At 25.8% G+C, this 25,609-nt stretch carries 31 protein-coding genes, 1 tRNA gene and 1 rRNA gene; 24 read left to right on the forward strand and 9 right to left on the reverse strand.

Annotated elements, in window-relative coordinates:
* Positions 1–18 precede the first annotated feature (18 nt).
* From ABXT72_RS00855 to ABXT72_RS00925, 15 genes are all read left to right on the forward strand, one after another.
* A complete protein-coding gene (locus tag ABXT72_RS00855; RefSeq protein ID WP_415278463.1) occupies positions 19–1,404 on the forward strand; it encodes a hypothetical protein in 1,386 nt (461 codons plus the stop codon).
* Positions 1,405–1,413: 9 nt separating this feature from the next.
* Entirely contained in the window at positions 1,414–2,373 is a 960-nt protein-coding gene (locus tag ABXT72_RS00860) for a Gfo/Idh/MocA family oxidoreductase (RefSeq protein ID WP_415278464.1), read from the forward strand.
* Positions 2,374–2,378: 5 nt separating this feature from the next.
* The gene (locus tag ABXT72_RS00865; RefSeq protein ID WP_415278465.1) at positions 2,379–3,101 is read left to right on the forward strand and encodes a glycosyltransferase family 2 protein; all 723 of its coding nucleotides are present in this window, start codon (positions 2,379–2,381) and stop codon (positions 3,099–3,101) included.
* Positions 3,098–3,805, forward strand: coding sequence for an FkbM family methyltransferase (locus tag ABXT72_RS00870; protein WP_415278466.1), 708 nt, complete (start codon positions 3,098–3,100; stop codon positions 3,803–3,805). Before ABXT72_RS00865 ends, ABXT72_RS00870 begins: the two co-directional genes overlap by 4 nt.
* Positions 3,806–3,819: 14 nt before the next feature.
* Positions 3,820–5,010, forward strand: coding sequence for a nucleotide sugar dehydrogenase (locus ABXT72_RS00875; protein WP_415278467.1), 1,191 nt, complete (start codon positions 3,820–3,822; stop codon positions 5,008–5,010).
* A complete protein-coding gene (locus ABXT72_RS00880; RefSeq protein WP_415278468.1) occupies positions 5,007–5,927 on the forward strand; it encodes an NAD-dependent epimerase/dehydratase family protein in 921 nt (306 codons plus the stop codon). Before ABXT72_RS00875 ends, ABXT72_RS00880 begins: the two co-directional genes overlap by 4 nt.
* A 3-nt stretch (positions 5,928–5,930) precedes the next feature.
* Positions 5,931–7,163, forward strand: a complete 1,233-nt coding sequence (locus tag ABXT72_RS00885) for a class I SAM-dependent methyltransferase (RefSeq protein ID WP_415278469.1) — start codon at positions 5,931–5,933, stop codon at positions 7,161–7,163.
* Between the two features lie 13 nt (positions 7,164–7,176).
* Positions 7,177–8,118, forward strand: coding sequence for an NAD-dependent epimerase/dehydratase family protein (locus ABXT72_RS00890; protein WP_415278470.1), 942 nt, complete (start codon positions 7,177–7,179; stop codon positions 8,116–8,118).
* Between the two features lie 3 nt (positions 8,119–8,121).
* Complete coding sequence (locus tag ABXT72_RS00895; RefSeq protein ID WP_415278471.1) at positions 8,122–8,559, forward strand: WxcM-like domain-containing protein; 438 nt, start codon at positions 8,122–8,124, stop codon at positions 8,557–8,559.
* Complete coding sequence (locus ABXT72_RS00900) at positions 8,549–9,442, forward strand: sugar nucleotide-binding protein (protein WP_415278472.1); 894 nt, start codon at positions 8,549–8,551, stop codon at positions 9,440–9,442. The genes ABXT72_RS00895 and ABXT72_RS00900 overlap by 11 nt, the downstream gene beginning before the upstream one ends.
* A gap of 8 nt (positions 9,443–9,450) precedes the next feature.
* A complete protein-coding gene (wecB, locus tag ABXT72_RS00905) occupies positions 9,451–10,533 on the forward strand; it encodes a non-hydrolyzing UDP-N-acetylglucosamine 2-epimerase (protein WP_415278473.1) in 1,083 nt (360 codons plus the stop codon).
* 355 nt (positions 10,534–10,888) lie between these two features.
* Entirely contained in the window at positions 10,889–11,806 is a 918-nt protein-coding gene (locus tag ABXT72_RS00910; protein WP_415278474.1) for an O-antigen ligase family protein, read from the forward strand.
* Complete coding sequence (locus ABXT72_RS00915) at positions 11,796–12,788, forward strand: MraY family glycosyltransferase (protein ID WP_415278475.1); 993 nt, start codon at positions 11,796–11,798, stop codon at positions 12,786–12,788. Before ABXT72_RS00910 ends, ABXT72_RS00915 begins: the two co-directional genes overlap by 11 nt.
* Positions 12,766–13,740: a hypothetical protein gene (locus ABXT72_RS00920; protein ID WP_415278476.1), complete on the forward strand. Its 975-nt coding sequence runs from the start codon at positions 12,766–12,768 to the stop codon at positions 13,738–13,740. The genes ABXT72_RS00915 and ABXT72_RS00920 overlap by 23 nt, the downstream gene beginning before the upstream one ends.
* A gap of 236 nt (positions 13,741–13,976) precedes the next feature.
* Positions 13,977–14,297, forward strand: coding sequence for a hypothetical protein (locus tag ABXT72_RS00925; protein WP_415278477.1), 321 nt, complete (start codon positions 13,977–13,979; stop codon positions 14,295–14,297).
* Here the strand turns inward: ABXT72_RS00925 and ABXT72_RS00930 are convergent.
* Positions 14,283–15,959: an LIC_10190 family membrane protein gene (locus ABXT72_RS00930; protein ID WP_415278478.1), complete on the reverse strand. Its 1,677-nt coding sequence runs from the start codon at positions 15,957–15,959 to the stop codon at positions 14,283–14,285. The two genes, ABXT72_RS00925 and ABXT72_RS00930, sit on opposite strands and share 15 nt — an antisense overlap.
* On the opposite strand from ABXT72_RS00930, the gene ABXT72_RS00935 reads away from it, so the two are divergent.
* From ABXT72_RS00935 to ABXT72_RS00975, 9 genes are all read left to right on the forward strand, one after another.
* Positions 15,949–16,659: a glycosyltransferase family 2 protein gene (locus ABXT72_RS00935; RefSeq protein ID WP_415278479.1), complete on the forward strand. Its 711-nt coding sequence runs from the start codon at positions 15,949–15,951 to the stop codon at positions 16,657–16,659. The genes ABXT72_RS00930 and ABXT72_RS00935 overlap by 11 nt on opposite strands.
* A 1-nt stretch (position 16,660) precedes the next feature.
* Complete coding sequence (locus tag ABXT72_RS00940) at positions 16,661–17,542, forward strand: NAD-dependent epimerase/dehydratase family protein (RefSeq protein ID WP_415278480.1); 882 nt, start codon at positions 16,661–16,663, stop codon at positions 17,540–17,542.
* Positions 17,543–17,595: 53 nt separating this feature from the next.
* Positions 17,596–17,710 (forward strand): 5S ribosomal RNA (rrf, locus tag ABXT72_RS00945).
* Positions 17,711–17,723: 13 nt separating this feature from the next.
* Entirely contained in the window at positions 17,724–17,849 is a 126-nt protein-coding gene (gene ykgO / locus ABXT72_RS00950) for a type B 50S ribosomal protein L36 (RefSeq protein ID WP_006997331.1), read from the forward strand.
* 5 nt (positions 17,850–17,854) lie between these two features.
* Positions 17,855–17,965 carry an aa3-type cytochrome c oxidase subunit IV gene (locus tag ABXT72_RS00955; RefSeq protein ID WP_415278481.1) on the forward strand — a complete coding sequence of 37 codons (111 nt, stop codon included), beginning with the start codon at positions 17,855–17,857 and terminating at the stop codon, positions 17,963–17,965.
* A 10-nt stretch (positions 17,966–17,975) separates the two neighbouring features.
* Positions 17,976–19,064: a Re/Si-specific NAD(P)(+) transhydrogenase subunit alpha gene (locus tag ABXT72_RS00960; protein ID WP_415278482.1), complete on the forward strand. Its 1,089-nt coding sequence runs from the start codon at positions 17,976–17,978 to the stop codon at positions 19,062–19,064.
* Positions 19,065–19,068: 4 nt separating this feature from the next.
* Positions 19,069–19,377, forward strand: coding sequence for a proton-translocating transhydrogenase family protein (locus ABXT72_RS00965; protein WP_415278483.1), 309 nt, complete (start codon positions 19,069–19,071; stop codon positions 19,375–19,377).
* Positions 19,378–19,379: 2 nt separating this feature from the next.
* Positions 19,380–20,774: an NAD(P)(+) transhydrogenase (Re/Si-specific) subunit beta gene (locus ABXT72_RS00970; protein ID WP_415278484.1), complete on the forward strand. Its 1,395-nt coding sequence runs from the start codon at positions 19,380–19,382 to the stop codon at positions 20,772–20,774.
* Between the two features lie 6 nt (positions 20,775–20,780).
* Positions 20,781–21,479: a transaldolase family protein gene (locus ABXT72_RS00975; RefSeq protein WP_415278485.1), complete on the forward strand. Its 699-nt coding sequence runs from the start codon at positions 20,781–20,783 to the stop codon at positions 21,477–21,479.
* A gap of 18 nt (positions 21,480–21,497) precedes the next feature.
* Here ABXT72_RS00975 and ABXT72_RS00980 read toward each other — a convergent pair.
* The 8 genes from ABXT72_RS00980 to ABXT72_RS01015 all read right to left on the reverse strand — a co-directional run bounded on the left by ABXT72_RS00980 (position 21,498) and on the right by ABXT72_RS01015 (position 25,608).
* Positions 21,498–21,574 (reverse strand) — tRNA-Met (locus ABXT72_RS00980).
* A gap of 6 nt (positions 21,575–21,580) precedes the next feature.
* Positions 21,581–21,775 (reverse strand): 30S ribosomal protein S21, encoded by a 195-nt coding sequence (gene rpsU, locus ABXT72_RS00985; protein WP_006997326.1) that lies wholly within the window; start codon positions 21,773–21,775, stop codon positions 21,581–21,583.
* A gap of 55 nt (positions 21,776–21,830) precedes the next feature.
* Positions 21,831–22,418 (reverse strand): DUF1013 domain-containing protein, encoded by a 588-nt coding sequence (locus tag ABXT72_RS00990; protein WP_011281790.1) that lies wholly within the window; start codon positions 22,416–22,418, stop codon positions 21,831–21,833.
* Positions 22,419–22,649, reverse strand: a complete 231-nt coding sequence (gene rpmE, locus ABXT72_RS00995; RefSeq protein ID WP_271512504.1) for a 50S ribosomal protein L31 — start codon at positions 22,647–22,649, stop codon at positions 22,419–22,421.
* Positions 22,650–22,684: 35 nt separating this feature from the next.
* A complete protein-coding gene (locus tag ABXT72_RS01000) occupies positions 22,685–23,425 on the reverse strand; it encodes an inositol monophosphatase family protein (RefSeq protein WP_415278486.1) in 741 nt (246 codons plus the stop codon).
* 5 nt (positions 23,426–23,430) lie between these two features.
* Positions 23,431–23,991 carry an elongation factor P gene (gene efp / locus ABXT72_RS01005; RefSeq protein WP_415278487.1) on the reverse strand — a complete coding sequence of 187 codons (561 nt, stop codon included), beginning with the start codon at positions 23,989–23,991 and terminating at the stop codon, positions 23,431–23,433.
* Positions 23,988–24,611, reverse strand: a complete 624-nt coding sequence (gene thiE / locus ABXT72_RS01010) for a thiamine phosphate synthase (RefSeq protein ID WP_415278488.1) — start codon at positions 24,609–24,611, stop codon at positions 23,988–23,990. The genes efp and thiE overlap by 4 nt, the downstream gene beginning before the upstream one ends.
* The gene (locus tag ABXT72_RS01015; RefSeq protein WP_415278489.1) at positions 24,598–25,608 is read right to left on the reverse strand and encodes a class I fructose-bisphosphate aldolase; all 1,011 of its coding nucleotides are present in this window, start codon (positions 25,606–25,608) and stop codon (positions 24,598–24,600) included. Before ABXT72_RS01015 ends, thiE begins: the two co-directional genes overlap by 14 nt.
* Between the last annotated feature and the right edge of the window lies 1 nt (position 25,609).

Consider the following 25,609-nt stretch of genomic DNA (forward strand, 5'->3'; position numbering starts at 1 on the left):
AAAAGTAAGTGTAGTGACTTGTTTAACGAAATTCAAAGTATTGAAAATTTATTTTATTCCAATATATCTTTAAAATTAATCCTAGTAACTTTTTTAATATTCATATTTCATTATTTTATATCAAAAAAATTACTTGGAAATATTCAAAATAAGATTTTAATTTTATTAAGTTTTTTAACAACATTATTTTATTTTATAATTATAGTTTTTAGTAGTAATTTTCTTTGGGTAGATGATTGGTCTTTATTGGATAGTTTATTTTTAAAAGACGTTACTTTTTCTAATTGGTTATTTAGATTTGAAAATATTCATAATCATTCAATAATAAAATTCCTTGTTTATTTGAACAATGTTATATTGAATTTAGATTTTCAATTATTTAATTATCTTTCCGTATTTTTTATATATTTATCTAGTATAATTTTTATTAAAACTTTTATTAAATTAAATCTTAGTTTACCGCTAGTAGCCATAGCAATATTATTCATGTTTTCTGGAAAACTTTTTCCAAGCATAACCCAATTGATTAATATTAGCTGGACATTAAATTTTTTACTTATTTCACTTTTTTCATATAATTTGTTAAATAATAAAACATTTTCTCACTATTATAACTTTTTGATTATTATTTTAGCACCAAATATTTTTGGTTCAGGTTTTGCTATATTAGGCTTTTCAATAATTTTTGGTTTATATAACCTAAGAGAAAAAATTGGATTAAATTATATAATATTTTCAATATTATCCTTCATTTTTGCTTATATTTTGCCAAAATTTTTTATACCAGTAAATAATTTAGCAGAAGGTGAAGCTATAGATTATATAAATATTATAAAGATATTTTACTTTCCAGGATTCTTTGGTAATGTTTTTTTCCCTTGGTCAACAATTTTTTCATTACCAAGTTTATTCATTGGTTACTTTCAATTATTGATTTTAATTTATTTTGCTATCATCAAAAAAATTAAAATTCGTTATTTTATAAGCAATAATCCTATTTTGATAATAAGCATTTTTACAGCTTTATTAGTAGCAATTTCAAGACCAGAAATTTCAAGATTTATCCAACCAAGATATGTAACTATATCAATATTATTCCAAATTGGATTTTTGCTCTTCTTAAGAGATGATTTGAAAAGATATTTAAATAAAAGATATAAAAATTTATTTTTAACATGTGCTCTAATCTATATTTTTTCAATTGGCACCTTAACTCCCTACTTGGGTGTTCACTGGCAAGCAAAAAGATCCTTGGTTAATTATCAATTAGAAAATTGTTTTAAATTAAATGTAAGTAAATTTAAATGCAAAGACCTTGCTTATGAAAAATTATTTTATGGAGGCAATTGGTACTCAAGGTCAAAATTTAATAAATTAATGGATATCTTGTTTATAGAAAAATAATATTTAATAATGAAACATAAGAAATATTCAGCATTAATAATTGGAGCTAATTATGGTTTAAATATTCTTTATCCAATTTTAAAAAATCAAAAAAATATAGATTTAATTGGCATATGCTCAAAAACAAAAAAGAATTTAAAAGATAAAACTATTACCTTCCTAATGAATTGGAAAAAAGCAATTAAAATCTATAAACCAGATTTTGTAGTTCTTGCTGTACCTCCGAAAATTCAATCAAAAATTATTAAGTATTTAATAGAAAAAAAAATTCCTTTTTTTGGACAAAAACCACTTTCTTATAATTTTAGGGATGCAAAATTAATAACAAAAACCATAAAAAAAAATAAATTACTTACAAGCTTTGATTTAAATTTTTTAAAATTAGCAGCTATAATTAAATTTAAAAAAATTATCAATAAAAAAAAATTATCTAATTCAAAAATTGTTGTCAGGTGGTTTTTTCAATCTAGATCTTTAAAGTATAAGGATTCTTGGAAAAATAATAATAAAATTGGGGGTGGAATTTTATATAATTTTGGTTTTCATTTGTTTTCAATTTTAATTGAAATTTTTGATGACCTTAAATTGATTAATGTGTCAAAAAATAATGATTCATACAAATTAAATTTTATTGATAAAAATAAAAATAATTTTGAAGTTTTTTTATCAAACAAAAAAAATAATATAAATTTATTTGATATTTCGGTTTTAGATAATAATAATAATAAGCTTTTGATAAAAAATACAAGCAAAAATTATCATGACAATTTTACTATTAAAGAAAATGATAAAATATTATTTGTTCAAAAAAATAGTAATATATTTGATATCTCTAGACGTGTAGCAACTAGTTTGAATATAAAAGATTTTATTAATGACTTAAAAAAGAATAATCCAAGTTTTTTGTCGCAAAATATCGATTTATGTATAAAAGTTCACAAAATAATTAGTGATATTGAGCACAAATAATTACAATGTTAAAAAAGCAATTAGATATAGTTATACCTGTGTATAATGAGGGTGAGTCAATTCTTTCCACAATCAATGCTTTTAATCAATCTGTTTCGTCATCTCATAACATATTGATTTGTTATGATAATGAAAATGATAATACTATTTCCTGCATTAAAAAAAATTTTCCAAAACAAGATAATATTGTTTTTGTTAAAAATGATAATCAAGGCGCACATGGAGCGGTAATGTCTGGAATTAAACATTCTGCATCTAGTTATATTTTAGTAATGCCCGCAGATGACGACTATAATCAGGATATTATTGATAAAATGATTGAAGTTGCTCTTAAAAATAATGCTGAAATTGTTTCTCCTTGCAGGTTTGCAAAAGGTAGTAAAATTATTAATGGTCCTTTTTTTAAATTTTTATTGGTTAGAATTGTAAATTTTACACTCCACTATCTTGCAAGAGTTCCAAGTAAGGACTCAACTAATGGCTTCCGACTATTCTCAAGAAAAGTGGTAGAAAATATTCAGATTACATCTACTAAAGGGTTTACATATAGTATTGAATATCTTCTGAAGTCTTATGAAAAAAATTTTAAGTGTCTTGATTATCCAGCAAATTGGATAGAAAGAAAATTTGGAAAAAGTAGATTTAGAGTTTTAGGATGGTCAACTAATTATCTAAACTGGTATTTTTATGCATGGAAAGTTTTTTTTAAAAAATTATTTAATATATGAACATAATAATAGAATTTATAATTAACTTTATTGATAATTTTTATTATTTTAAAAAAATTAATTTTTTTATAAAAAAATTAGAGATAACAAACATAGTTGATGTTGGCTCTCATAAAGGAGAATTTTTTAAATCCATAATCGAAAAAAGTCCAAAAATTAAATCAGCTGTATTAGTTGAGCCACAAGATGAAATTTTAAAAAATCTTTACTATTTAAAGTCTAACTTTCCTTATATAAAAATAAATATAGAAAATCTTGCCTTAGGTTCAAAGATTGAAAAAAAAATAATTTATATAAACAGTTTATCTAGCACTTCAACACTTTCTACAATTAATATAAATTCAAATTGGTATAAGTTTAAAAGATTAATTTTATTCAAAACTAAAAAAAGATTTACTAAAAAAAAAATTGTTTTATCTGACACTTTAGACAACCTACTGAAACGAAATAAAATTGATAAATTAGATTTTTTAAAAATTGATACAGAAGGATATGAATATCAAGTTTTAAAAGGTGCACATGAATCTTTAAAAAATAAAAAAATAAAATATATAATGGTAGAAAAACAATTATCTAAAATGTATGCGAATTATGATTTTGAAAAAATTGAAAAATATCTTGAAAAAAATGGCTTTATTAACATAAAAAATTTTAGATTTCCCTTGGCTTTATTTGAAGACAGGATATACAAGCTAAAAAAGTAAATTAATTAAAATTGATGAAAAAAATTACCATTATTGGTGCAACAGGTCATATTGGGTTACCCTTGAGCATCTTATTTGCTAACAAAGGATTCAAGGTTATTGGTTATGATATTAACTCTGACAACGTAAAAAAGGCAAATAAAGGAATAATGTTATTTAAAGAAGATAACGGCCTAGCAGAATTCAAAAAAGCTAGAAAAAAAAACAATTTATATTTTATTGATAAGCCCAGTGATGAAATGAAAAATGGAGATTTTTTAATTACAGTTGGTACTCCTGTCGATGAATTTATGAATCCTGATTTGAATCAATTAAAAAAATGTATCAACTCAATATTGCCGTACTTAAATTCTAAAAGTTTAATTATATTAAGATCTACAGTATTTCCAGGAACTAGTGAGTGGCTTAAGAGTTATCTCTTAAAAAAAAAAATTAAAGCTGAGGTTGCTTTTTGTTTAGAAAGAGTTGTCCAAGGAAAAACTTTCGAAGAAATAAAAAATTTACCACAAATTGTTGCTGCTACCAGTCAAAATGCTAAAAAAAAAGCAGCAAATATCTTTAAACATATTTCAAAAAAGATTATTTTCAGTGATTTAAAAGAAGCTGAATTCTCAAAATTATTTTCCAATGCTTTTAGATATATTCAGTTTGCTATATCTAATGAATTTTTTATGATTGCAAATTCAGCAGGACTTAATTTTGAAAAAATAAGAAAGATAACAACTGATGGATATCCAAGGGCTGGTGGAATGCCATCAGCTGGATTTGCTGCTGGTCCCTGTTTGTTTAAGGATACAATGCAATTGATGGCATCTAATCAAAATAATTTTAATTTAGGAATCAATTCAATGCTGGTAAATGAAGGTTTAGTTCTGTATTTAATAAAAAAATTATCCACAGATTATAATCTGTCAGAAAAAAATGTTGGAATATTAGGTATGGCTTTTAAATCAGAGTGTGACGATATCAGATCATCACTAAGTTATAAGCTAAAAAATAATTTAAATAGATTATGTAAGAATGTATTTTGCTCAGACCCTTATGTCACTGAGGATAAAAGCTTATATGATTTAAACTATACAATTAAAAATTCAGATATCATAATTATAGGTGCTCCTCATAAAATATATAAGAAATTAAATTTTAAAAATAAAAAAGTTATAGATATTTGGGGTATGACCAATATTGAGAACTCAAAGATATGAAAAATATTTTAGTGACGGGTGGTACAGGTTTTATTGGTTCTGCTATAAGTTCAATGTTAGTTTTAAAGGGCTACAATGTTACGATATTTGACAATAATTCCAGAGGTAAGCTTAAAAATATAAGTGCTCTTAAAGAGGCAAAATTTATAAAAGGTGACATAAGAAATTTCCAACATGTATTTAAAGCATGTAAGAATATTGATACCGTAATACACTTGGCTGCAGTTAATGGAACTAAGTATTTTTATGAAAAACCTGACATAGTTTTAGAGGTTGCTGCGAAAGGTGTAATAAATATCATAGATAGCTGTAAAGAAAGAGGTATTAAAAATCTTTTTTTAGCATCAAGCTCAGAGGTATATCATTTTCCAAAAAAAATTCCCACAGATGAGAAAGAGTCAATAAAAATACCAGATATAATGAATCCAAGATTCTCTTATGCCGGTGGAAAAATCTTTACAGAACTTATGGGGGTTAATTTTGGTAGAAAATATTTTAAAAAATTGATTATTTTTAGACCACATAATGTATATGGTAAAAATATGGGCAATGAACATGTTGTTCCAGAATTATTGTTAAGGATGAAAAAAAATAAATCTAAAAACTTTTTTATAAAAGGGACGGGTAAAGAGACCAGAGCTTTTATATACATAGATGATTTTATTAAAGCCTTTGAACTAGTCATGACTAAAGGAAAACATATGCAAATTTATAATATTGGAACTGAACAAATGGTTTCAATAAATAAACTTTGTAAAACTATAGCTAAAATTTTCAAAAAAACGATTAATATTAAAAATAAACCAATAGCAAAAGGTGGAACAAAAGCTAGATGTCCAGATATTTCTAAAATAAAGAAACTTGGTTTTTTGAATTATACTTTATTAGAAGACGGTTTAAAGAAAGTGATTAATTAAATTATGAACTCTAAACAAATAAAATCTTGTCAAATATGTGGTAATAAAAGTTTAAAGTCAGTTCTTTTTTTGGGATATTTGCCGCCTGTAAATCAATTTAATAAGTTGAGTTATGAAGCAAAAGAACAACCAAGTTACCCTGCAGAATTATTGTTTTGTGAAAATTGCAAATTAGTTCAATTAAGTACTATTGTTGATCAAAAAATACTTTTTCCACCAGAGTATCCATATACGAGCAGCACAACTAAGATTTTAAGAGATAACTTTTTTAACTTAAGTAAAGAGGTGAGGAGAAAATTTTCTTACAAATCAAATGATTTAATGATTGATGTTGGGTCTAATGATGGAAATTTATTATCAAATTTTAAATCTGATTTTAAGGTCCTTGGCATTACACCTGAAAAAATAGGAAAAATAGCAATCAAAAGAGGAATAGATACTTTAATAAAGTATTTTAATTTAAAAACTGCAAATTTAGTTTTTAAGAAATATGGTAAAGCTAAAATAATAACAGCAACAAATGTATTTGCACATATTGATAATTTAGAAGATATTATGAAAGGTATCCAAAAATGCCTTGATAAAGATGGTGTATTTATAACTGAGTCACATTACTTAATCCCATTACTTAAGGATATACAGTATGACACTGTTTACCATGAACACTTAAGATATTATTCACTTACTAGTTTAAAATTCTTATTCAAAAAATTTGGTTTCGAGGTATTTGATGCAAAAGAAATCCCCACACATGGAGGATCTATAAGGGTTTATGCTGGACTTAAGGATAAATTTCCAATTAGTAAAAATGTTAAAAAAATTTTAAATAATGAAAAAAAATATTTATCAGTGAACTATATGAATAGTTTTAAGGAAAAAGTAACAACATCAAAACTAGATCTTTTAGAAATTCTGTCAAAAATAAAAAAAAAAAATAAAAAAGTTAAAATTTCAGGTATTAGCGCTCCGTCAAGGTCGGCAACATTAATTAATTATGTTGGATTGAATGAAGAAATAATTGATAATATTTTAGAAATTAAGGGGTCTTACAAAATAAATAGATTTATGCCTGGTACAAAAATACCGGTAATAGAAGAAAAAGCACATTTACTTAAAAAAATAGATTTTCTTTTATTATTTTCTTGGCATATATCCAAAGAACTCATAAAAAATATTAAAAAACAGGGCTTTAAGGGAAAGTTTATTGTTCCTTTGCCAAAGCCTAAAATAATTTAACTGAATAAATAATATGAAAAAAATTCTAATTGTTGGTGGTGCAGGGTATGTAGGGGGTGTAATTGTAGATCTTCTTTTGAAAAAAAAATATGATGTAACAGTTTATGATAATTTACTATACGAAGAATCATTTAGAAAAGATTGTAAATTTATATTTGGCGATATAAGAGATCAAGATTTTTATAAATCAAAACTTAATAACTTTGATTCTATAATATGGTTAGCAGCTTTAGTTGGAGATGGAGCATGTAGCATCAACCCTAACTTAACTGATGAAATAAATTTTCAGACTTTAAAAAAATTAATTAAAATATATAAAAAAAGAATCGTCTTTATTTCAACATGCTCAGTTTATGGAGCTCAAAATGGAATCTTAGATGAAAATTCTGATGTTAATCCACTTTCTCATTATGCAACATCTAAACTTAAATGTGAAAAAATTTTACAAGACAGCAACTCAATCATATTTAGACTTGGTACATTATTTGGTGTTAGCGATAACTATTCAAGAATAAGAATGGACCTCGTGGTTAACACTTTAAGTGCAAAAGCTTTTTTTGAAAAAAAAATGTCAGTATTTGGGGGAGATCAATTTAGACCAATACTTCATGTTAAGGACGTAGCTAGAGCTATTGAAATTGCAATTAGATCAAAAAAACAAGGTATATATAATTTGTCACTTAAAAACATGCGCATAATAGAAATTGCTAATGCAATCGGAAAACATTTTAAAAATTCAAAAATTATCAAAACTAAAATTAAATTCCAAGATGCTCGAAATTATCGTGTAAAAAATGATAAAGCCCGTAAAGAATTAAATTTTAATGCTATATATGACCTAAGCTTTGGGATTAAGGAATTAAAAAAACTACTAACTGAAAAAAGGATTAAAAATTTTAATGATCCGCGTTATACTAATCAAAAATACCTAGAACTATTTAAAGAAAAAATATAATTTATGGATCCAAAAGTAATTAGTGGAAATATAGTATTTGACAATAGAGGATCATTAATTTTTAATAATAATCTAAAATTTAATAATATAAAAAGATTCTATATAGTTCACAACTATTCAAAAAATTTTATTAGGGCTTGGCATGGTCATTTAAAAGAAGAGAAGTATATAAAATGTTTAGAGGGTACATTTCAAGTAAGTGCTGTTAAAATCGATAATATAAAAAAACCAAAAAAGAATAATAAAGTTTATAATTATTTTTTAAACGAATCGAATCATGACTTTATTCATGTTCCTAAGGGGTATGCTAATGGCTCAATGTCACTTGAGAATAATTCTAAATTAATAATTTTTTCTACACTGTCACTTGAAGAGAGTATCAAGGATGATTATAGATTTGATGCTAGATATTGGAATCCTTGGAAAATAGATGAGAGATAAAAAAAAAATTATAATTTTAGGGTCTACTGGAATGCTTGGCTCAGAAGTTCTAAAAGTTTTTTTAGACTCAAAAAGATATAAAATATTTGCAAGTATAAGAAATCAAAAGCAAAAAAAAAATTTTAAATTAAATAATTTAAATGAAATTACATTTTTCAAATTTGACGCCAGAATAGATAATGTTGAAAAATTAAAAAAATATATAACAAAAAATACAATAATAATTAATTGTATAGGAATAATTAAACCACAAATTAATGAAACTAAACAAGATAGCGTGTACAACGCGATTAAAATAAATAGTGCATTTCCTCATCAATTGCATAAAAGATTTGAAAAAAATAAAATATATCAAATAGCTACAGACTGTGTTTATTCTGGTAAAAAAGGGCTTTATAATGAAAATGATATTCATGATGCTGAGGACATATATGGTAAATCTAAGAGTTTGGGTGAGGTAAATAGTAAAAATTTTTACAATATTCGAACATCAATTATTGGAAAAGAATTGAATAGTATAAAGTCTTTGTATGAATGGTTTCTTTCTCAAAAAGAAAAATCAAAACTAAATGGTTTTAAAAATCATTCTTGGAATGGACTAACAACAAATGCATTTGCGAAGGTTATAATATCTATTATTCAAAATAAAATTTATTTACCACCTAATATTCATGTAATGCCAAATGATATAATTAATAAATATGAAATGCTAAATATATTTAAAAAAAAAACAAAAAAAAATATCAATATTAAAAGTATTACAGCTGAAAAAAGGATTAACAGAACTTTATCTACTATGTACCCTAGTATTGTAAAAAAAATTTGGCTAGGCACTGAATACAAAAGAGTTCCAAATTTAAAAGATTTAATTTTAGAATTTTAATAAAATAGATGAAAATAGTAACATTACTAGGAACAAGACCTGAGTTTATAAGGTTATCTAGAATTATACCTTTGTTAGATCGGTATAGCAAACATACAATAATCCACACTGGACAGAATTATGATTATAATCTTAATAAAATTTTTTTTAAAAATTTAAAGATTAGAAAACCAGATTTATTTTTAAATGCAAAGGGATCTTTTGGCGAGCAATTATCTAAAATATTTAATAAATTAGAGAAACATTTATTAAATATCAAACCTGATAGATTTCTTGTTTTAGGTGATACAAATAGTAGTCTTGGTGCAGTTATAGCAAAAAGGCTCTCAATCCCTGTTTTCCATATGGAGGCTGGTAATAGACAGTATAATGATGAGGTACCAGAAGAAATTAATAGGAGAATTATTGACCATTCAAGCGATATATTATTACCTTATACTAATAGAAGCTGTGAAAACTTAGTTAAAGAAGGAATTAATAGAAAAAAAATATTTATTACAGGAAACCCAATATTTGAAGTTATGAATTTTTATGAAAAAAAAATAAAAAATTCTAAAATTTTAGATTCTTTAAATTTAACTAAAGATAATTACTTCCTTTTAACTGCCCACAGACAAGAAAATGTTGATAGTTTTCAAAGATTAAATGATCTTATTTCAATTTTAAAAAAAATATCATCAATTAAAAAAAAACAAATAATCTGGCCAATACACCCTCGTACAAAAATTAAATTAAAAAAATTTAAAATTAAATTACATAAAAATATAAAATTAATTGAACCGTTAGACTTTTTTGATTTTTCTAAATTAGAAAAAAATTGTTTATGTATAATTTCTGACAGTGGAACAGTTCAGGAGGAGGCTGCAATATTAAAAAAACCAAATTTAATAATAAGAGATGCAACAGAAAGACCTGAAACAATTGAAGCTGGATCATCAATACTAATAGGTAGCTCTATAAAAAATATTGAAAAACAAATTAAGATTTCATTAGAGCTAAATGGATTTGAAGAAAATATCCCCGAGTATATAGTTCCGAATGTTTCTCAAAAAATAATCAAAATATTATTTTCTAAATATGAATTTGATTAGAAAAAATTTAAGCTATGATTTACTTCAATTATATTTAGTTTGCTTAATACCTTTTGCTTTGATTTTTAGTAGGTTTGTTGCAGATTTTAGTTTGGTTGTTGTTTGTATAATATTCATTAAAAAAAGTTTCAAAGAAAATATTTTTACTTTTTTAAAAGATCCTTTTGTAAAATTTTTTATTCTTTTTTGGGTTATTATATGTTTCCGTTCTTTATTTTCAGAAAATTTATTTTTATCACTTAAATCCTCATTTTTTTATATAAGATTTATGCTATTTGCTATTGCAATTAAATCGTTATTTGAATTGGATAAAAAATATTTATACTATTTTTTTTGCTCCATATCATTTTGTCTAATGATCATAGTTTTCGATGGTTTTATTCAATTCTTTTATTCAAAAAATATATTTGGATATCCGCCATTTTTAATGGCAGATACTTATAGATTAAGTGGTTTTTTCAAGGATGAATTAATTATTGGAAGTTTTATCTCGAGGATTTTACCATTTTACTTAGGTTTGTACATGTATTGCAAATACTTAAATATAATTGGCAATAAAGACGGTTATGTTTCATTATTTTTATTAATAAGCTGTGTTCTAGTTTTATTGTCAGGAGAAAGAGTTGCTTTATTTTATGCATTTCTAAGCATTTTAATGGGAGCACTTTTAATTAATTTTTTAAATATTAAATGGTTTTTAAAACTATTTACAGTTGGTCTTATTTTTATATCAATAATACTTACACATGAAGGATCAAAAAAAAGATTAATTGACAAAACACTTAATCAAATTGGTATCTCAAATAGTAAAGAAGAGTTAACGGACAATGACCAAATTTATATTTATAGTATTCATCATCATTACCATATCGTAGCAGCTTACAAAATATTTAAAGACAATATTATGTTTGGTTCTGGTGTAAAAATGTTTCGCGAAGTGTGCAAAGATGGATATAGGGAAAATGTTTTTTCATGTACCACACATCCACATAATACAATTATGCAGTTTCTGTCTGAAACAGGTATAGTTGGGATTTCATTTTATTTTTTAAGTTTGTTTTATGTACTTAAATTTATGTCAATTAATCTTTGGTTATTAATTTCAAATAAAGATAATAACCTGTATAAAGCTAAGATATTTTATTTATTAGCATTATTAATATCTTTAATGCCGTTATTGCCTTCGGGTAATTTTTTTAATAACTGGATCTCAATAATAAATTATTTACCAGTAGGTTTTTATTTATTAAGTAATAAAAAAAATGAATTATAATTTTATAATAGTAACACTGATACTTAATATAATTTTTATATTTAGTTTTAACAAGATTACAAAAAAGTTCGATTTTTATGATTTTCCAGATTATGCCAGAAAATTACATAAAAAAAAAACTTCTTTAATAGGAGGATTTTTATTTTTTATCTTTAACTTAATATATTTAGTTTTTTATATTTATGACACTGTGGAAACTTTCTTTACTTTAAGAGAAATGGTTTCTTTAATTTTTGTTTCAAATATTTTTTTTATAATTGGTTTGTATGATGATAAATTTAATTTAAAAGCTAATACAAAAATATATTTGATGATTTTTGTAAGTTTATGTACAATCTTGATTAATAATAATTTTTTAATTGAAGAGTTAAATTTTAGTTTTTATTCAAAATCGATAATATTAGGCAATTTTTCTATTTTATTTACAATTATATGCTTCATATGTTTTGTTAATGCTTGCAATATGTTTGATGGAATCGATTTGCAATTTGGATTTTATTTAATATTTTTATCAATCATTTTTATAAGCAAAGGAATAATGATCCATTTTTACTTTGGTTTAATTATTTGTGGAGTTTTTTTTCTATATTATAACTTTAATAAAAAAATCTTTATTGGAAATAATGGTACATTATTACTGGGTTCTCTTTTTTCTTTCTTATTCATTGGGTCTTATACCAAATCAAATCTTTTTTTTGTTGATGAAATTTTCTTAATTATGGTAATACCTGGTTTTGACCTAATAAGAGTTTCGATTTTAAGATTAACTCAAGGAAAAAATATGTTTCAATCAGATAATAGTCATATTCACCACCTTCTTATAAAAAAAATAAGTATAGTCAAAACCAATCTATTAATTCAACTATCAATAGTGTTGCCATTTTTAAATTTTTACATTTATCAAAATTTTTTAACTAGTATTATCATAGCCACTTCAGGTTATTTAATGCTATTTTTTTATGCTAAAAACTCTACTAAATAAAAAATTAAATACAAAGGGGTATTTTATAGTATTCTTTTTTATTTTTTTACTTCATCTAATTACGATAAATTGGTATCCTACTAATTTTGAAGGCGCTTACTCAAAGTTGGCTTTTTTTTTTTTACAACAAGATAAACTTTTTCTTATAGATAGCTTTTATAATGTGCAAGCAAACACAATTATTTTCTCCTTGCTGAGTTCGTTGTTAAGTAAGGCAATAATATTTTTAAGCCCAGAAGCAACTATTCGAATTCTTTCTGCAACTAGTTATTTTTTTTTAATCATCGCTTTTAAAAATTTATTAAGTTTTTTAAAAAAAGAGAATAATTTATTATTTTTAATTATATTTATGTCAAATCCATTAATTTGGTATTATGGACATAGAATTTATGTCGATTTATTTGCTTTCTCTATAGGTGTATATGGTTTTTCAATTTTACTTGATAACTTCAAAAATAAAAAAAAGGTTTTACAAACATCATTATGGATTTCATTTGCAATTATTTTAAAGCCATTCAATCTCATATATTTACCAATTATTTTTATATATTTATTTTTTATTGAAAAAATAAGATTTGAATTAAAGTTTAATTTAATAGTCGGCATTATATTTCCTATTTTTATTTTTTTTATTTTTTTATTTTTGAACAAATATTACTTTGATTTCTATCTGCTACCAGATAAATTTGTTTCAGATGGATCAATTTTCATCAAACTAGAAAAAATAAATTTAGCATATCTTTTAAATATTTTTTCAAATTTTATTTATTACGTTGGATATTTAGGTCTGATTACATTTCCATTACTTTTTAAGTTAACTAAAAAGAGTTTAAATAAAAATCTAATTTTTAAAATTATAATCATTTTTTCAATTAGTTTTTTATTATCTAAATTTTTATCATCTAACTATGGAGAAATAAATTTAGGACCATTCAAAGATTATTTAATATAGATTTTTATAAACTAATAATATGTACTTTTTTTACATATATATTCTACCTAATTTTTTCATTAAAAAAAATTGTTGAAGAGAGGTTTGATTTAAAGAAAATATATTTCTTCATATCTATAATTTTAATTTACATATTTATACTATCTTTTTTGAAGTTATCACAAAGATATCTTTTACTGACAATACCATTTTTTTATTGTCTAATTTTTATTATTTCAAACTCCATATACATATATATGATAAATTTAAAATTTAATGTCTTAATAATTCTTCTATTATTACTAAATTATAATATTCAATCAAACTTAACATCGCAATTATTTACTATTATGAAAGAAAGAGATATTATTTTTCAAACTAATCCTGGACCTTTACTTCCTCATTTAATGCATGAATATCAACATATCAAAAATTATAAAAATAAAAGATTAATGTATTTTGATACCATCACCAGGTATAAAATATCTAACGAACCTTTTAATAATAAGAGATCTGAAGTTTTTTCTTATAATTTATTTGGTAAGTCTTTAAAAAAAATTTATTTAGTTAGCTATTAAAACTTTATAATTCCAGGGATATATTATTCTTTTCAATTTTAAATTTTTAAATGATGTGCAGGGTGCTTTGCTATACATGCACAATGTATAAGGTGAAGCAGTATAATAGATAATTTCTTTATCTTGTATCCTTGGTATATTTGTGTTTTTTTTATTACTTGATGTAAAAGAGTTTTTCTTTGGCCACGGGTAGTCAATATATTTTGTATCTAAATTCTTAAATATTCTATTAAAATTTTTTAAAGTTAACAAAAAACAGAGTAATATTAAAGTATAGGTAAATATTTTCCTTATATTATGTTTAATATTGAATCTATTTAAAATTATTATGCTTGATAATATTATAGAGGTACCTAAATACGCAGCACCATAACGATAAGTTGGAAATTTAAAAAACCAAAATAATAAAAAAATTAAATTTATTACAAAAATAATTAAAATAATTTTTTTTGTTTTAACTTTTTTCCTATATTCTAATGTTGCATAGCAGAAAAGTATTATTAAAATTGAAAAAATTAATAGGGGTAATATCTTTTTAATTACCACTTTTGAATGAGTATTCATCCATCCCTTTATCCACTCATAATCAGATATATGCTCTCTGTAACCTTTTGATTTATTTATTCTATCAGGATAAGCCTTAGCCCAAGCCTCAGATGACAAACTAACTTTTTTTGAGTCGCTTATTGTACCTATCGGTGACCATTCTAAAGATTTAATACATGTCAAATTTACTGGATATAGCACGCAAGATGAAATCAAAACATTTTTAAACAGCCATAACAAAATAAAAAAAGTTGAAAATATATTTGGTTTAGTAAACAAATTAATTTTTTTGAAATTTGCTATAAATACAATTAAAGGAAAGACTAATATTAAAACATAAAATTGTTTTATTAAAAATGTATTTATACAATAAAGCACTATCTTATTGTATATTTTTTTTGGGTCTTCATTTTTTATAATAAAGAGTTTCATGATGTTGTAGGTACTTAATAAATATATCATGTGAGCTGGATCATCATTACCAAAACCACTATATCTATTCATTGTACTTAAGATAAAAACTAATGAAAATATTGAAAATAATTTTAGAGTTATATTATGGTTTATTTTTAACTCTTCATAAAAATAAATAGATATTGTAGGAAAAATTAATGTAAGAGGTATTAAAATTCCATTATCACTTAATATTAAGTTATTAAATATAGCATACAAATATTGCAAAGATGAAATATGCCCAAATCTAAAATGTAAGTTAACAGAACCTAATATTATCTTTTCCTCATTAAGCATACTTATGTATGGAAGATGGTAAAGACCAGCATCTGGTCTATTAGAATGATCTAATAAAAAAGTTACAAATCCTATTAAGCTGATAATTGCAATTTTTTTGGTAACATTAATGAAATCAATCGAATTTTTTGAGATAAAAAGGAAAATAAAGCTAATAAAAAAGATAAATGTATTGAGATAGACATTTAAACTAATAAAAAAGTTTAAAAATAATGCTAAAAAAGATAAAAAAATAAAACCTAAAATAATTAATTCAGCGATACTATTTATTTTAAATTTAAATAAAACTTTATTTATTGCATGACCATATGAAAAAATACAGTAACAGGTTAAAAAGCAAAAAAGGTATATTTTAATGAAATCCATATTTGAAAAAAAATTGTCTGTTGTAATACCTTGTTATAACGAAAATTCTACGATTTCCAAAATAATTAAAAAAGTTATTGATACAAATTTAAATCTTGAATTGATTTTAGTTGATGATTTTTCAACTGATGGGAGTAGAAAAAAAATAAAACAAGCTCAACATAAAGCAATAAAAAAAAAAATCTTCCATAACAAAAATAAAGGTAAGGGTGCATGTATAAAATCAGCTCTAAGATATGTATCTGGAGAACTTGTTATTATACAGGATGCAGATTTAGAATATGATCCAAAGGATTATAAAAAATTATTAACCCCCTTTTTAGAGGATAAAGTAGAGGTAGTTTATGGATCCAGAGTATTAAATAAACAAAGATATTCATTGAAAAAAAAGCCTTCTGTTAATTTTAGAATTTTTTCAAACCATGTATTAACAATACTTTCTAATATTTTGAATAATCAATCCTTAACTGATGCACATACATGTTATAAAATTTTTAAGACAAAGTTATTAAGAAAGATTAAACCCAAAGAAAATGATTTTGCATTTTGTCCCGAGGTCACTACTAAAATTTCAAATTTAGATTTAAATATAAAAGAGGTTCCAATTCATTATAAAGGCAGGGGCTATGATGAAGGAAAAAAAATTGGAATTTATGATGCCTTTAGAGTTTTAATAGTGATTTTTAAATATAAATTTTGAAATGAAAAAAATTATTGTAGTCACCGGTGGAGCAGGTTTTATTGGTTCAAATTTAATTTCTTTACTTGTTAAAAAAACTAATTTTAAAATTATTAGTCTAGACAATTATTCATCAGGAAATAAAAAAAACCATATTAAAAACAAAAGAGTTAATTATTTTAGATGTAATACAAAAAATATATCTAGAAAATTAGAAATTTACAAAAATATTATCCATACAGTATTTCATTTTGGTGAGTTTTCAAGAATCTATCAAAGTTTTTTAAAGATGGATAAGTGTATGGAATCAAATATTGTAGGAACAAATAGTGTATTTGATTTTTGTCTTTCTAATAAAATTAAACTTATATATTCAGCAACATCAGCGAGTATTGGAAATAAAGGTGACGATAAAAACCTATCTCCTTATGCATTTACTAAAGCTAAAAATTTAGAACTATTAGAAAATTTAAAAAAATGGTTTAATTTTAAGTATGAAATAATTTATTTTTATAATGTTTATGGACCTGGGCAAATAAAAAAAGGTTCTATGGCTACAGTGGTTGGAATATTTGAGGATCAGTTTAAAAAGAAAATACCATTAACGATAGTTAGGCCAGGATCACAATCTAGAAGATTTACACATGTTTTTGATACAGTCGATGTTTGTTATTTTGCTTGGAAAAAAAATGAGTGCAGACATTACAGTGTATTTCATAAAAAGAGCTATACGATTATTGATGTTGCAAAAATGTTTAATAGTAAAGTTAAGTTTCTTCCATCAAGAAAAGGTGAAAGATACGCCTCAGCTTTAACAAGTATGAATTTATCAAATAAAGTTCACAAAATATTTGGAAAAATTAATCTTAAAGACCACATCACAAATATTGTTAAAAACTCTTAAAAAAGACCTCAATTCTTTGTTTACAATGTTTTTATTTTAGGTATAACACTCTCGCCGGTGATTATTGCGAAGGGGTAATACCCGATCCCATTCCGAACTCGGAAGTCAAGCCCTTCAGCGCCAATGGTACTTTGTCTTAAGACACGGAAGAGTAGGACATTGCCGGCTATAAAAAAACATTATGAAAATTAAAAGCTCGTTAAAATCACTAAAGAAAAGAGACCTTAATTCTAAATTAGTTAGAAGAAGAGGTAGAGTTTATATAATTAATAAAACAAACCCAAAATTTAAAGCAAGACAGAAGTAGTCTTCATGGACAATCAAAACCATAAGAATAATTGGAATAATTTCACAAAATACGTATTGTGGGGAACTGTCGCTGTTATTGGTGTTTTAGTTTTAATGGCAATATTCTTACTATAGAGTTCACTCTATGAGAATCGTTTCAATTTTAGAAAATCAAAAAGTAGAAAAAAGAATAGCAATCACTCCTGATATTGCAAAAAAATATATATCTCTTGGTTTTGAAATCTCTTTAGTTGAAAAATATGGAGAACACTTAGGATTTAAAGATAGTGACTATAAGAAGTTAGGTGTTAAAATTTCTAGCAACGAAACTGAAACCTTAAGTAATGCTGATATCATTCTTCAGTTAGGATTGTTATCTGAAGAAAATCTCTTAAATTTAAAAGAAAACCAAACTCTAGTTGGGGTATTTAATCCCTATGATAATAAAGAAAAAATAGAAAATTTATCTAAAAAGAATATAAATATTTTTTCTTTAGAAATGCTGCCTCGAATAACTAGAGCTCAATCAATGGATATTCTTTCTTCACAAGCCAATCTTGCTGGTTACAAAGCGGTAATAGAGTCATTCGCAAATTTTGAAAAGGCAATACCAATGATGATGACAGCGGCAGGTACAATTCCAGCAGCAAAAGTGTTAGTAGTTGGCGCAGGTGTGGCTGGCCTTCAGGCTATTGCAACAGCAAAAAGAATGGGTGCTATCGTATTTGCAACAGATGTACGGATGGCCTCAAAAGAACAAGTTGAAAGCTTAGGTGGAAAATTTTTAACTGTTGAAGGATCTGAAAACCTCGAAACAGAAGGTGGTTATGCAAAAGAAGCATCTGAAGAATTTAAGAAAAAACAAGAGGATCTTTTAACCGAAACTTTAAAGAAAATTGATATTGTAATATGCACTGCTTTAATTCCAGGCAAAAAAGCTCCATTAATTATTAAAAGCTACATGATTGATAACATGCAATCAGGCTCTGTTATTTATGATTTGGCAGCAATTCAAGGTGGTAATTCAGAGTTTACTGAAGTTGATAAAATTATAATTAAAAATGGAGTAAAAATTATGGGTGAGGCAAATATTCTTAATAAACTCCCTGTCTCGGCTTCAAATCTTTATTCAAAAAATGTATTTAATTTTTTGTCAAATTTATATGATAAAGAAAATAAAAAAATTAATATTAATTTAGAAGATGAGATAATTAAGAAAACATTAATTAAATAGATTTATGGAAATAGACCCTTTTATATTTAGATTAAGCATATTCATTTTATCAATTTTTATTGGTTATTATGTTGTCTGGAGTGTAACCCCATCTTTGCACACTCCATTAATGTCAGTTACTAATGCAATATCATCAGTAATTATTGTTGGTGCTATAATTGCAGGTTTAGCTGGAAGTTCAGATAATGTCTTTACAATCTCTAATATTCTTGGTTTTTTAGCAATATCTCTTGCTGCCATTAACATATTTGGAGGATTTTTGGTCACTCAAAGAATGCTTCAAATGTATAAAAAGAAAAAGAAAGATAAATAATTATGTCAGCAAATTTATCAGCAATATTTTATTTAGTCTCAGGAGTTCTATTTATACTAGCATTAAGAGGTCTTTCATCGCCAGAAACTTCAAGACAGGGTAATTTTTTTGGAATTTTAGGAATGGTGATAGCTATAACTGTCACTTTTTTATCAGTAGGAAGTTTTTCTAGTGGACTAATTTATGTACTTATTTTTTTACTAGTAGGAGGTCTTATAGGGGCATTCATAGCTTACAAGATACCAATGACTGCTATGCCAGAATTAGTAGCAGGATTTCACAGTTTAGTTGGACTGTCAGCAGTTTTTGTTGCAATCTCAGCTTTCTTAAATCCGGAAGCATTTAATCTAGGATCAGTAGGTGCTATTAAACTTGCAAGCTTGATTGAAATGTCAATTGGAGCTGCAGTTGGTGCCATAACATTTTCAGGCTCAATAATTGCTTTTTTAAAACTGCAAGGAATAATGTCAGGGTCACCAATCACTTTTAAGGGACAGCATTTTCTTAACGCTTTATTGTTAATTTCAATTCTAATTTTTACTTACTTGCTTTGCTCATCGCAGTCATCTAACTTTTTTTGGATATTAATAGCAGTTTCATTTTTAATAGGATTTTTATTAATCATTCCAATTGGTGGAGCAGATATGCCTGTGGTGATTTCAATGTTAAATTCATACTCTGGTTGGGCTGCTGCAGGAATTGGTTTTACTTTAGAAAATACTGCATTAATTATAACAGGAGCCCTTGTTGGATCTTCAGGTGCAATTTTATCTTATATAATGTGCAAAGGTATGAACCGTTCTTTCTTTAATGTAATTTTAGGGGGATTTGGTGCAACAGAACAATCAACATCAACTGGTAATAAAGAGCAAAGACCAGTCAAAAGTGGTAATGCAGAAGATGCAGCTTTCTTAATGAAAAATGCCTCATCAGTTATAATTGTTCCTGGTTATGGCATGGCAGTAGCTCAAGCACAGCATGCTTTAAGAGAGATGGTAGATACTTTAAAAAAAAATGACATTAAAGTTACTTATGCAATTCATCCGGTTGCAGGAAGAATGCCAGGTCATATGAATGTATTGTTGGCTGAAGCTAATGTTCCATATGATGAGGTTTTTGAACTTGAAGAAATTAATAATGATTTTGCTAATGCAGATGTTGCATTTGTAATTGGAGCAAATGATGTAACAAATCCAGCTGCAAAAACTGACCACCAAAGCCCAATTTATGGAATGCCAGTACTAGATGTTGAGAAATGCAAATCAGTATTATTTGTAAAAAGAAGTTTATCCCCTGGATATGCTGGAATTGATAATGAATTATTTTATAAAGATAATACTCTAATGTTATTTGCAGATGCAAAAAAAATGACTGAGGATATAACTAAAAACCTTTAAAAATTAATGACAACAAAAATATTTTGTGACATTGCAGAATTAGATTTAATAAAGAAGTTTAATAAGAAAAAAATAGTTAAAGGTTTTACGACTAATCCTAGCTTAATGAGAAAAGCAGGAGCAAAAGATTATAAATCCTATTCTAAGAAGATCTTAAAAATTTGTAACAACAAACCCGTTTCATTAGAAGTATTTGCAGATGACTATAAAGCGATGAAACAGCAAGCTCTTCAGATTAATACCTGGGGAAAGAATGTTTTCGTAAAAGTGCCAGTTGTTAACTCTAAAGGTATTTTTATGGGTAAAATTATTAAAGAACTTAATAGTTTGAATATTAAACTTAATATAACAGCGATTTATAGTTCAAAACAAACAGAAAAAACTTTAAAATTAATTAATAAAAAAACTAAAGTTATAATTTCAATATTTGCTGGTAGAGCAGGGGATACTGGTAAAGACCCAGTTCCAGAGTTTAAAAAAAGTATAGCAATGGCAAAAAAATTTAAAAATGTAGAGATACTTTGGGCGAGTGTTAGAGAGCCCTACAATTATTTACAAGCAAAACAATTGGGCTGTCACATTATAACCATCCCACCAACAACTATTGAAAAAATTGAAAATTTTGGAAAAACTTTTGATCAACTTACAAAAGAAACTGTTAAAGCATTTTTAGTTGATAGTAAAAAATCTAGGTTTAAAATTTAATTAATTTGTCGAGAGGATTGGTTGCGGGGGACGGATTTGAACCGCCGACCTTCAGGTTATGAGCCTGACGAGCTACCAGACTGCTCCACCCCGCGGTATACTTAAATTCGATTTTTGAGTTTATTTAACTTTTTAACTCTTTTAATATTTTCTTGTAAAATTCTTTTTTTCTTTTCAGAAGGTTTTTCGTAAACACTTTTTAATTTTACTACTTTAAAAAAACCATCTCTTTGTAATTTTCTTTTAAGAACTCTAAGAGCTTGTTCAATATTGTTATCTTTAACTTCTATTTTCATAAATATTTTTTAAGAATGTTTAAGTACCATCATATAATTTTGGTGTCTATTAAAATTATTCAATGTTCGAAACTTCTCTTGTTAGTTTTGCTTTCTCCTTTTCTTTTTTTTCCCTTTTTATTCTTCTTTCAGCTTTTTCAATAGCTTCAATCAGGTCTTTTTGAGAAAACAGCCCTAATGCTACAGGGTCTTTAGGATTTAAATTGTTATAATTCCAATAACTTTTATTTTTAATTGCAGTAACAGAAGCCTTGGTTATTCCAACTAGTTTTGCTATTTGTGAATCTTTTAGTAATGAATGATGTTTGATTAACCACAAAGCTGAATCTGGCTTATCTTGTCTTTTAGATAAAGGAATGTATTTTTTAATTTTTTTATCTTCAGTTGAAATTTCAATATCAGTATTTTTTATCTGTAATTCTTTATTTTCATCTTTAGATGCCAGCTCAATTTCTTCTCTTGTAAGCTGACCAGATATAATGGGGTTATAAGCCATTATCCCTTTTGCTACTTCACCATCTGCAATACCTTGCACTTCAACCTCATGTAAATTACAAAACTTTGAAATTTGTTTAAAAGTAAGTGTTGTATTTTCTACTAACCAAACAGCTGTTGCCATTGGCATTAATGGTACGTTTGACATTTAATCTTTCTTTTCTGATCTGAAATTTTGGAATTTTTTATTGAATTTGCTTACACGACCCTTGTCCATTAGTTTTTGCTTTCCACCTGTCCAAGCAGCATGAGATTTGGGATCTATTTCTAATTTTAAAACTTCTCCTTCTTTTCCCCAAGTTGATCTTGTTTCAAATTGAGTTCCATCAGTCATTTCTACTTTAATAGTGTGGTAGTTTGGGTGTATGTCTTTTTTCATATCGAGACTTATAGCAAAAGAATTTTATAAAACAATTAAAAGTTCTTTAATTTTTCAAGCATTTTGTCATTAATTGCCATGCTAGAAGCTCTTATTTTGATGTTTTTATTTTGTGAGAGGTCAATTTCATTAATTAAGCCACCTGCCTCTTTTATCAATATTATACCAGCAGCTATATCCCATAAATTTAAATCATTTTGAAAATAACCATCATATCTACCGGCTGCAACGTAGGCAATATCAAGTGCTGCACTTCCAGATTTTCTTAAAGGTAAATCGACTTCATTTTTAGTTACACCGCCAGTAGCAAACAAGCAACTATTAAGGTCTCTTTTTTTTGACACTCTAATTCTTTGATTGTTAAAGAATGCACCACTTTCTTTTTCAGCATAAAACATTTCATCTTTTATTGGATCATAAATTAACCCAGATACTATTTCATCACTAGATTTTAAAGCAATTGATATTGCAAAGTGAGGAACTCCATGTAAAAAATTTGTAGTGCCATCTATAGGATCTATTATCCACGTATGCTCTTTATCTTTATTAGTTTCAGAACCATCTTCTTCGCTAATAATAGAATAGTAAGGTCTTGCTTTTTTTAATTCTTCTATAATTATTTTCTCAGCTTTTAAATCAGCATTTGATACAAAATCAGTAGGTCCTTTGATTGAAACCTGTAGTTTTTCTATTTCTCCAAAATCTCTAATTAAAGCTCTAGATGCTTTTTCTACAGCCTTTATCATGACATTTAGATTGGCTGATATCGATTGCATATGATTTATATTTTTTTTATATATTCCATAGTTCTTGTATCAACTATGATTTTATCCCCACTTTCAATAAACGGAGGAACCTGAATATTTATTCCATTATCTAAAGTTGCAGGTTTATATGATGAAGAAACCGTTTGGCCCTTTAAAGCAACATCTGTTGTATCAATCGTGCTTGTTACTTGGTTAGGTAATTCAACTGTTAAAGGTTTTTCATTATAAAAACTTATGCTAACCTCCAAGTTTTCTGTCAACAATTTACCTTTTTCCCCAATTGTTTCTTTTTTAATACTTATTTGCTCGTAAGATTTAGGATCCATGAAATGATAATCGACTTCATCACTATAAAGATAATTAAATTTTGTTTCATCTAACGAAGCTTTTTCAACAGATTCACTTGATCTAAATCTTTCATTTAATTTTGTGTTTTTGTTTACACTTTTCATCTCTACTTGAGCAAAAGCACCACCTTTGCCTGGTTTTACATGTTGAGTTTTTAAAACTTGCCAAAGATCATTCTTGTACTCAATTAACATTCCAACTCTAATTTCACTTGCGTATAATTTCATTTTAATTTTTTTATTGCTTCAAAGGGTTTATATTTTTTATTATTCCAAATGTAGCCTGAAATAGCTAAAAAGTTAGCTTTATTCAATAAAAGTTTTTTATAATTACTAAGCTTTATACCGCCAATAGCCACAATTGGTATGTATGTTATTTTCTTAATAGATTTTAAGACAGTTAAACTTGCTCTATATTTAACTGTCTTAGTTTTAGTTGCATAAAATGCCCCAAAAGCTAAATAATCAGCACCAGCTTCAATAGCTCTCTTTGCTAGATTAATAGAATTATGACAGGTCACACCAATAATTTTGTTCTTTAATATTTTTCTAGCTTTTATCAAGTCCATATCTTTTTGACCTAGATGACAACCATCTGCATTCAATTTTTTAGCTAGCAAGGGGTCGTCATTGATTAAAAATTTAACTTTATACTTATTGCAAATTTTCTTAATTTTTTTTCCAATAATTAATTTATTTGAATTTGTTTCTTTTTTAAGTCGCAGTTGAAAAAAACTGATTTTTTTTGAACTTAATACAAGAGCTAAATCGTCATAAAAAGTTATACCAGATATTTTATTTGGAGAAATTAGATAAACAAATTTCTTATTTATTTTATTTTGCTTCAAGTTCTTTTGACCATTTGCCTTGAGCTGCAAGTGTGCACATATTTGCTCTGTGGTTAAAGATTTTTTGAGTGCCAGTAGTATTATTAGTATCTTTTGACCAAAATTTAAGTGCACTTTGTTGTAATGCTCTACCGTATGAATAAGTCATAATAAAATTTGTATCATTATACTTATTAATTAAGTTTAGATTCTCTGTTGCCTCCAACTCTGTTTGTCCACCAGATAAAAAAGCAATTCCTGATACGTCAGTTGGTACATTTTCTTTTAAGCATTTTAAAGTAAGCTTTGCAACTTCTTCACTTGATATCTTTTTATCAGAAGTAGTTCCTGCTAAAATCATATTAGGTTTTAAAATTATTCCATTTAAATCAATTTTATGAATTATTAATTCTTCAAAGCATTTTTGAATAACTTCAGAGGTTTTATCAAAACAAATTTCTGCAGAATGATCTCCATCCATCAAAACTTCAGGTTCTACAATTGGAACCATTCCACATTCTTGGACTAAAGCTGAATATCTTGCCAGAGCATGAGCATTAGAGTGCACAGATAGTTTGCTTGGATATTTATCTGAAATGTTATAGACGCCTCTCCACTTTGTAAATCTTGCTCCAAGTTTGTAATAGTTTTTTAGCCTTTCTCTTAAGCCATCCAAACCTTCTGTAATTTTTTCTTCATGAGAGCCTGCTAGAATTTTTGCACCTGTATCAACTTTAATTCCTGGAACTGCTCCAAACTTAGAAATTAATTCTGGAATAGTCTGTTTTAAACTAGATGTTTGGTTGATGGTTTCATCATACAAAATAACACCACCAATAAAATCTTTCATTCCACTTGCAGAAAAAAGAGTTTCTCTAAATAGAAGTCTATTTTCTGGGCTAGATGGTATATTAACTGACTCTAATCTTTTAGTCATTGTTCCGTTGCTTTCGTCAGCTGCAAGGATTCCTTTACCACTAGACAATATTTTTAATACGATTTTGTTAAGTTCTGTCATG

Source organism: Candidatus Pelagibacter sp. Uisw_094 (assembly GCF_047729535.1).
In the GTDB taxonomy this organism is placed as follows: domain Bacteria; phylum Pseudomonadota; class Alphaproteobacteria; order Pelagibacterales; family Pelagibacteraceae; genus Pelagibacter.

Bases quoted from the DNA above. Each gene is read 5' to 3' on its own strand.
- ABXT72_RS00860 (WP_415278464.1), top strand. From the start codon at position 1,414: ATGAAACATAAGAAATATTCAGCATTAATAATTGGAGCTAATTATGGT.
- ABXT72_RS00865 (WP_415278465.1), top strand. From the start codon at position 2,379: ATGTTAAAAAAGCAATTAGATATAGTTATACCTGTGTATAATGAGGGT.
- ABXT72_RS00870 (WP_415278466.1), top strand. From the start codon at position 3,098: ATGAACATAATAATAGAATTTATAATTAACTTTATTGATAATTTTTAT.
- ABXT72_RS00875 (WP_415278467.1), top strand. From the start codon at position 3,820: ATGAAAAAAATTACCATTATTGGTGCAACAGGTCATATTGGGTTACCC.
- ABXT72_RS00880 (WP_415278468.1), top strand. From the start codon at position 5,007: ATGAAAAATATTTTAGTGACGGGTGGTACAGGTTTTATTGGTTCTGCT.
- ABXT72_RS00885 (WP_415278469.1), top strand. From the start codon at position 5,931: ATGAACTCTAAACAAATAAAATCTTGTCAAATATGTGGTAATAAAAGT.
- ABXT72_RS00890 (WP_415278470.1), top strand. From the start codon at position 7,177: ATGAAAAAAATTCTAATTGTTGGTGGTGCAGGGTATGTAGGGGGTGTA.
- ABXT72_RS00895 (WP_415278471.1), top strand. From the start codon at position 8,122: ATGGATCCAAAAGTAATTAGTGGAAATATAGTATTTGACAATAGAGGA.
- ABXT72_RS00900 (WP_415278472.1), top strand. From the start codon at position 8,549: ATGAGAGATAAAAAAAAAATTATAATTTTAGGGTCTACTGGAATGCTT.
- wecB (WP_415278473.1), top strand. From the start codon at position 9,451: ATGAAAATAGTAACATTACTAGGAACAAGACCTGAGTTTATAAGGTTA.
- ABXT72_RS00910 (WP_415278474.1), top strand. From the start codon at position 10,889: ATGATCATAGTTTTCGATGGTTTTATTCAATTCTTTTATTCAAAAAAT.
- ABXT72_RS00915 (WP_415278475.1), top strand. From the start codon at position 11,796: ATGAATTATAATTTTATAATAGTAACACTGATACTTAATATAATTTTT.
- ABXT72_RS00920 (WP_415278476.1), top strand. From the start codon at position 12,766: ATGCTAAAAACTCTACTAAATAAAAAATTAAATACAAAGGGGTATTTT.
- ABXT72_RS00925 (WP_415278477.1), top strand. From the start codon at position 13,977: ATGATAAATTTAAAATTTAATGTCTTAATAATTCTTCTATTATTACTA.
- ABXT72_RS00935 (WP_415278479.1), top strand. From the start codon at position 15,949: ATGAAATCCATATTTGAAAAAAAATTGTCTGTTGTAATACCTTGTTAT.
- ABXT72_RS00930 (WP_415278478.1), bottom strand. From the start codon at position 15,959: ATGGATTTCATTAAAATATACCTTTTTTGCTTTTTAACCTGTTACTGT.
- ABXT72_RS00940 (WP_415278480.1), top strand. From the start codon at position 16,661: ATGAAAAAAATTATTGTAGTCACCGGTGGAGCAGGTTTTATTGGTTCA.
- ykgO (WP_006997331.1), top strand. From the start codon at position 17,724: ATGAAAATTAAAAGCTCGTTAAAATCACTAAAGAAAAGAGACCTTAAT.
- ABXT72_RS00955 (WP_415278481.1), top strand. From the start codon at position 17,855: ATGGACAATCAAAACCATAAGAATAATTGGAATAATTTCACAAAATAC.
- ABXT72_RS00960 (WP_415278482.1), top strand. From the start codon at position 17,976: ATGAGAATCGTTTCAATTTTAGAAAATCAAAAAGTAGAAAAAAGAATA.
- ABXT72_RS00965 (WP_415278483.1), top strand. From the start codon at position 19,069: ATGGAAATAGACCCTTTTATATTTAGATTAAGCATATTCATTTTATCA.
- ABXT72_RS00970 (WP_415278484.1), top strand. From the start codon at position 19,380: ATGTCAGCAAATTTATCAGCAATATTTTATTTAGTCTCAGGAGTTCTA.
- ABXT72_RS00975 (WP_415278485.1), top strand. From the start codon at position 20,781: ATGACAACAAAAATATTTTGTGACATTGCAGAATTAGATTTAATAAAG.
- rpsU (WP_006997326.1), bottom strand. From the start codon at position 21,775: ATGAAAATAGAAGTTAAAGATAACAATATTGAACAAGCTCTTAGAGTT.
- ABXT72_RS00990 (WP_011281790.1), bottom strand. From the start codon at position 22,418: ATGTCAAACGTACCATTAATGCCAATGGCAACAGCTGTTTGGTTAGTA.
- rpmE (WP_271512504.1), bottom strand. From the start codon at position 22,649: ATGAAAAAAGACATACACCCAAACTACCACACTATTAAAGTAGAAATG.
- ABXT72_RS01000 (WP_415278486.1), bottom strand. From the start codon at position 23,425: ATGCAATCGATATCAGCCAATCTAAATGTCATGATAAAGGCTGTAGAA.
- efp (WP_415278487.1), bottom strand. From the start codon at position 23,991: ATGAAATTATACGCAAGTGAAATTAGAGTTGGAATGTTAATTGAGTAC.
- ABXT72_RS01015 (WP_415278489.1), bottom strand. From the start codon at position 25,608: ATGACAGAACTTAACAAAATCGTATTAAAAATATTGTCTAGTGGTAAA.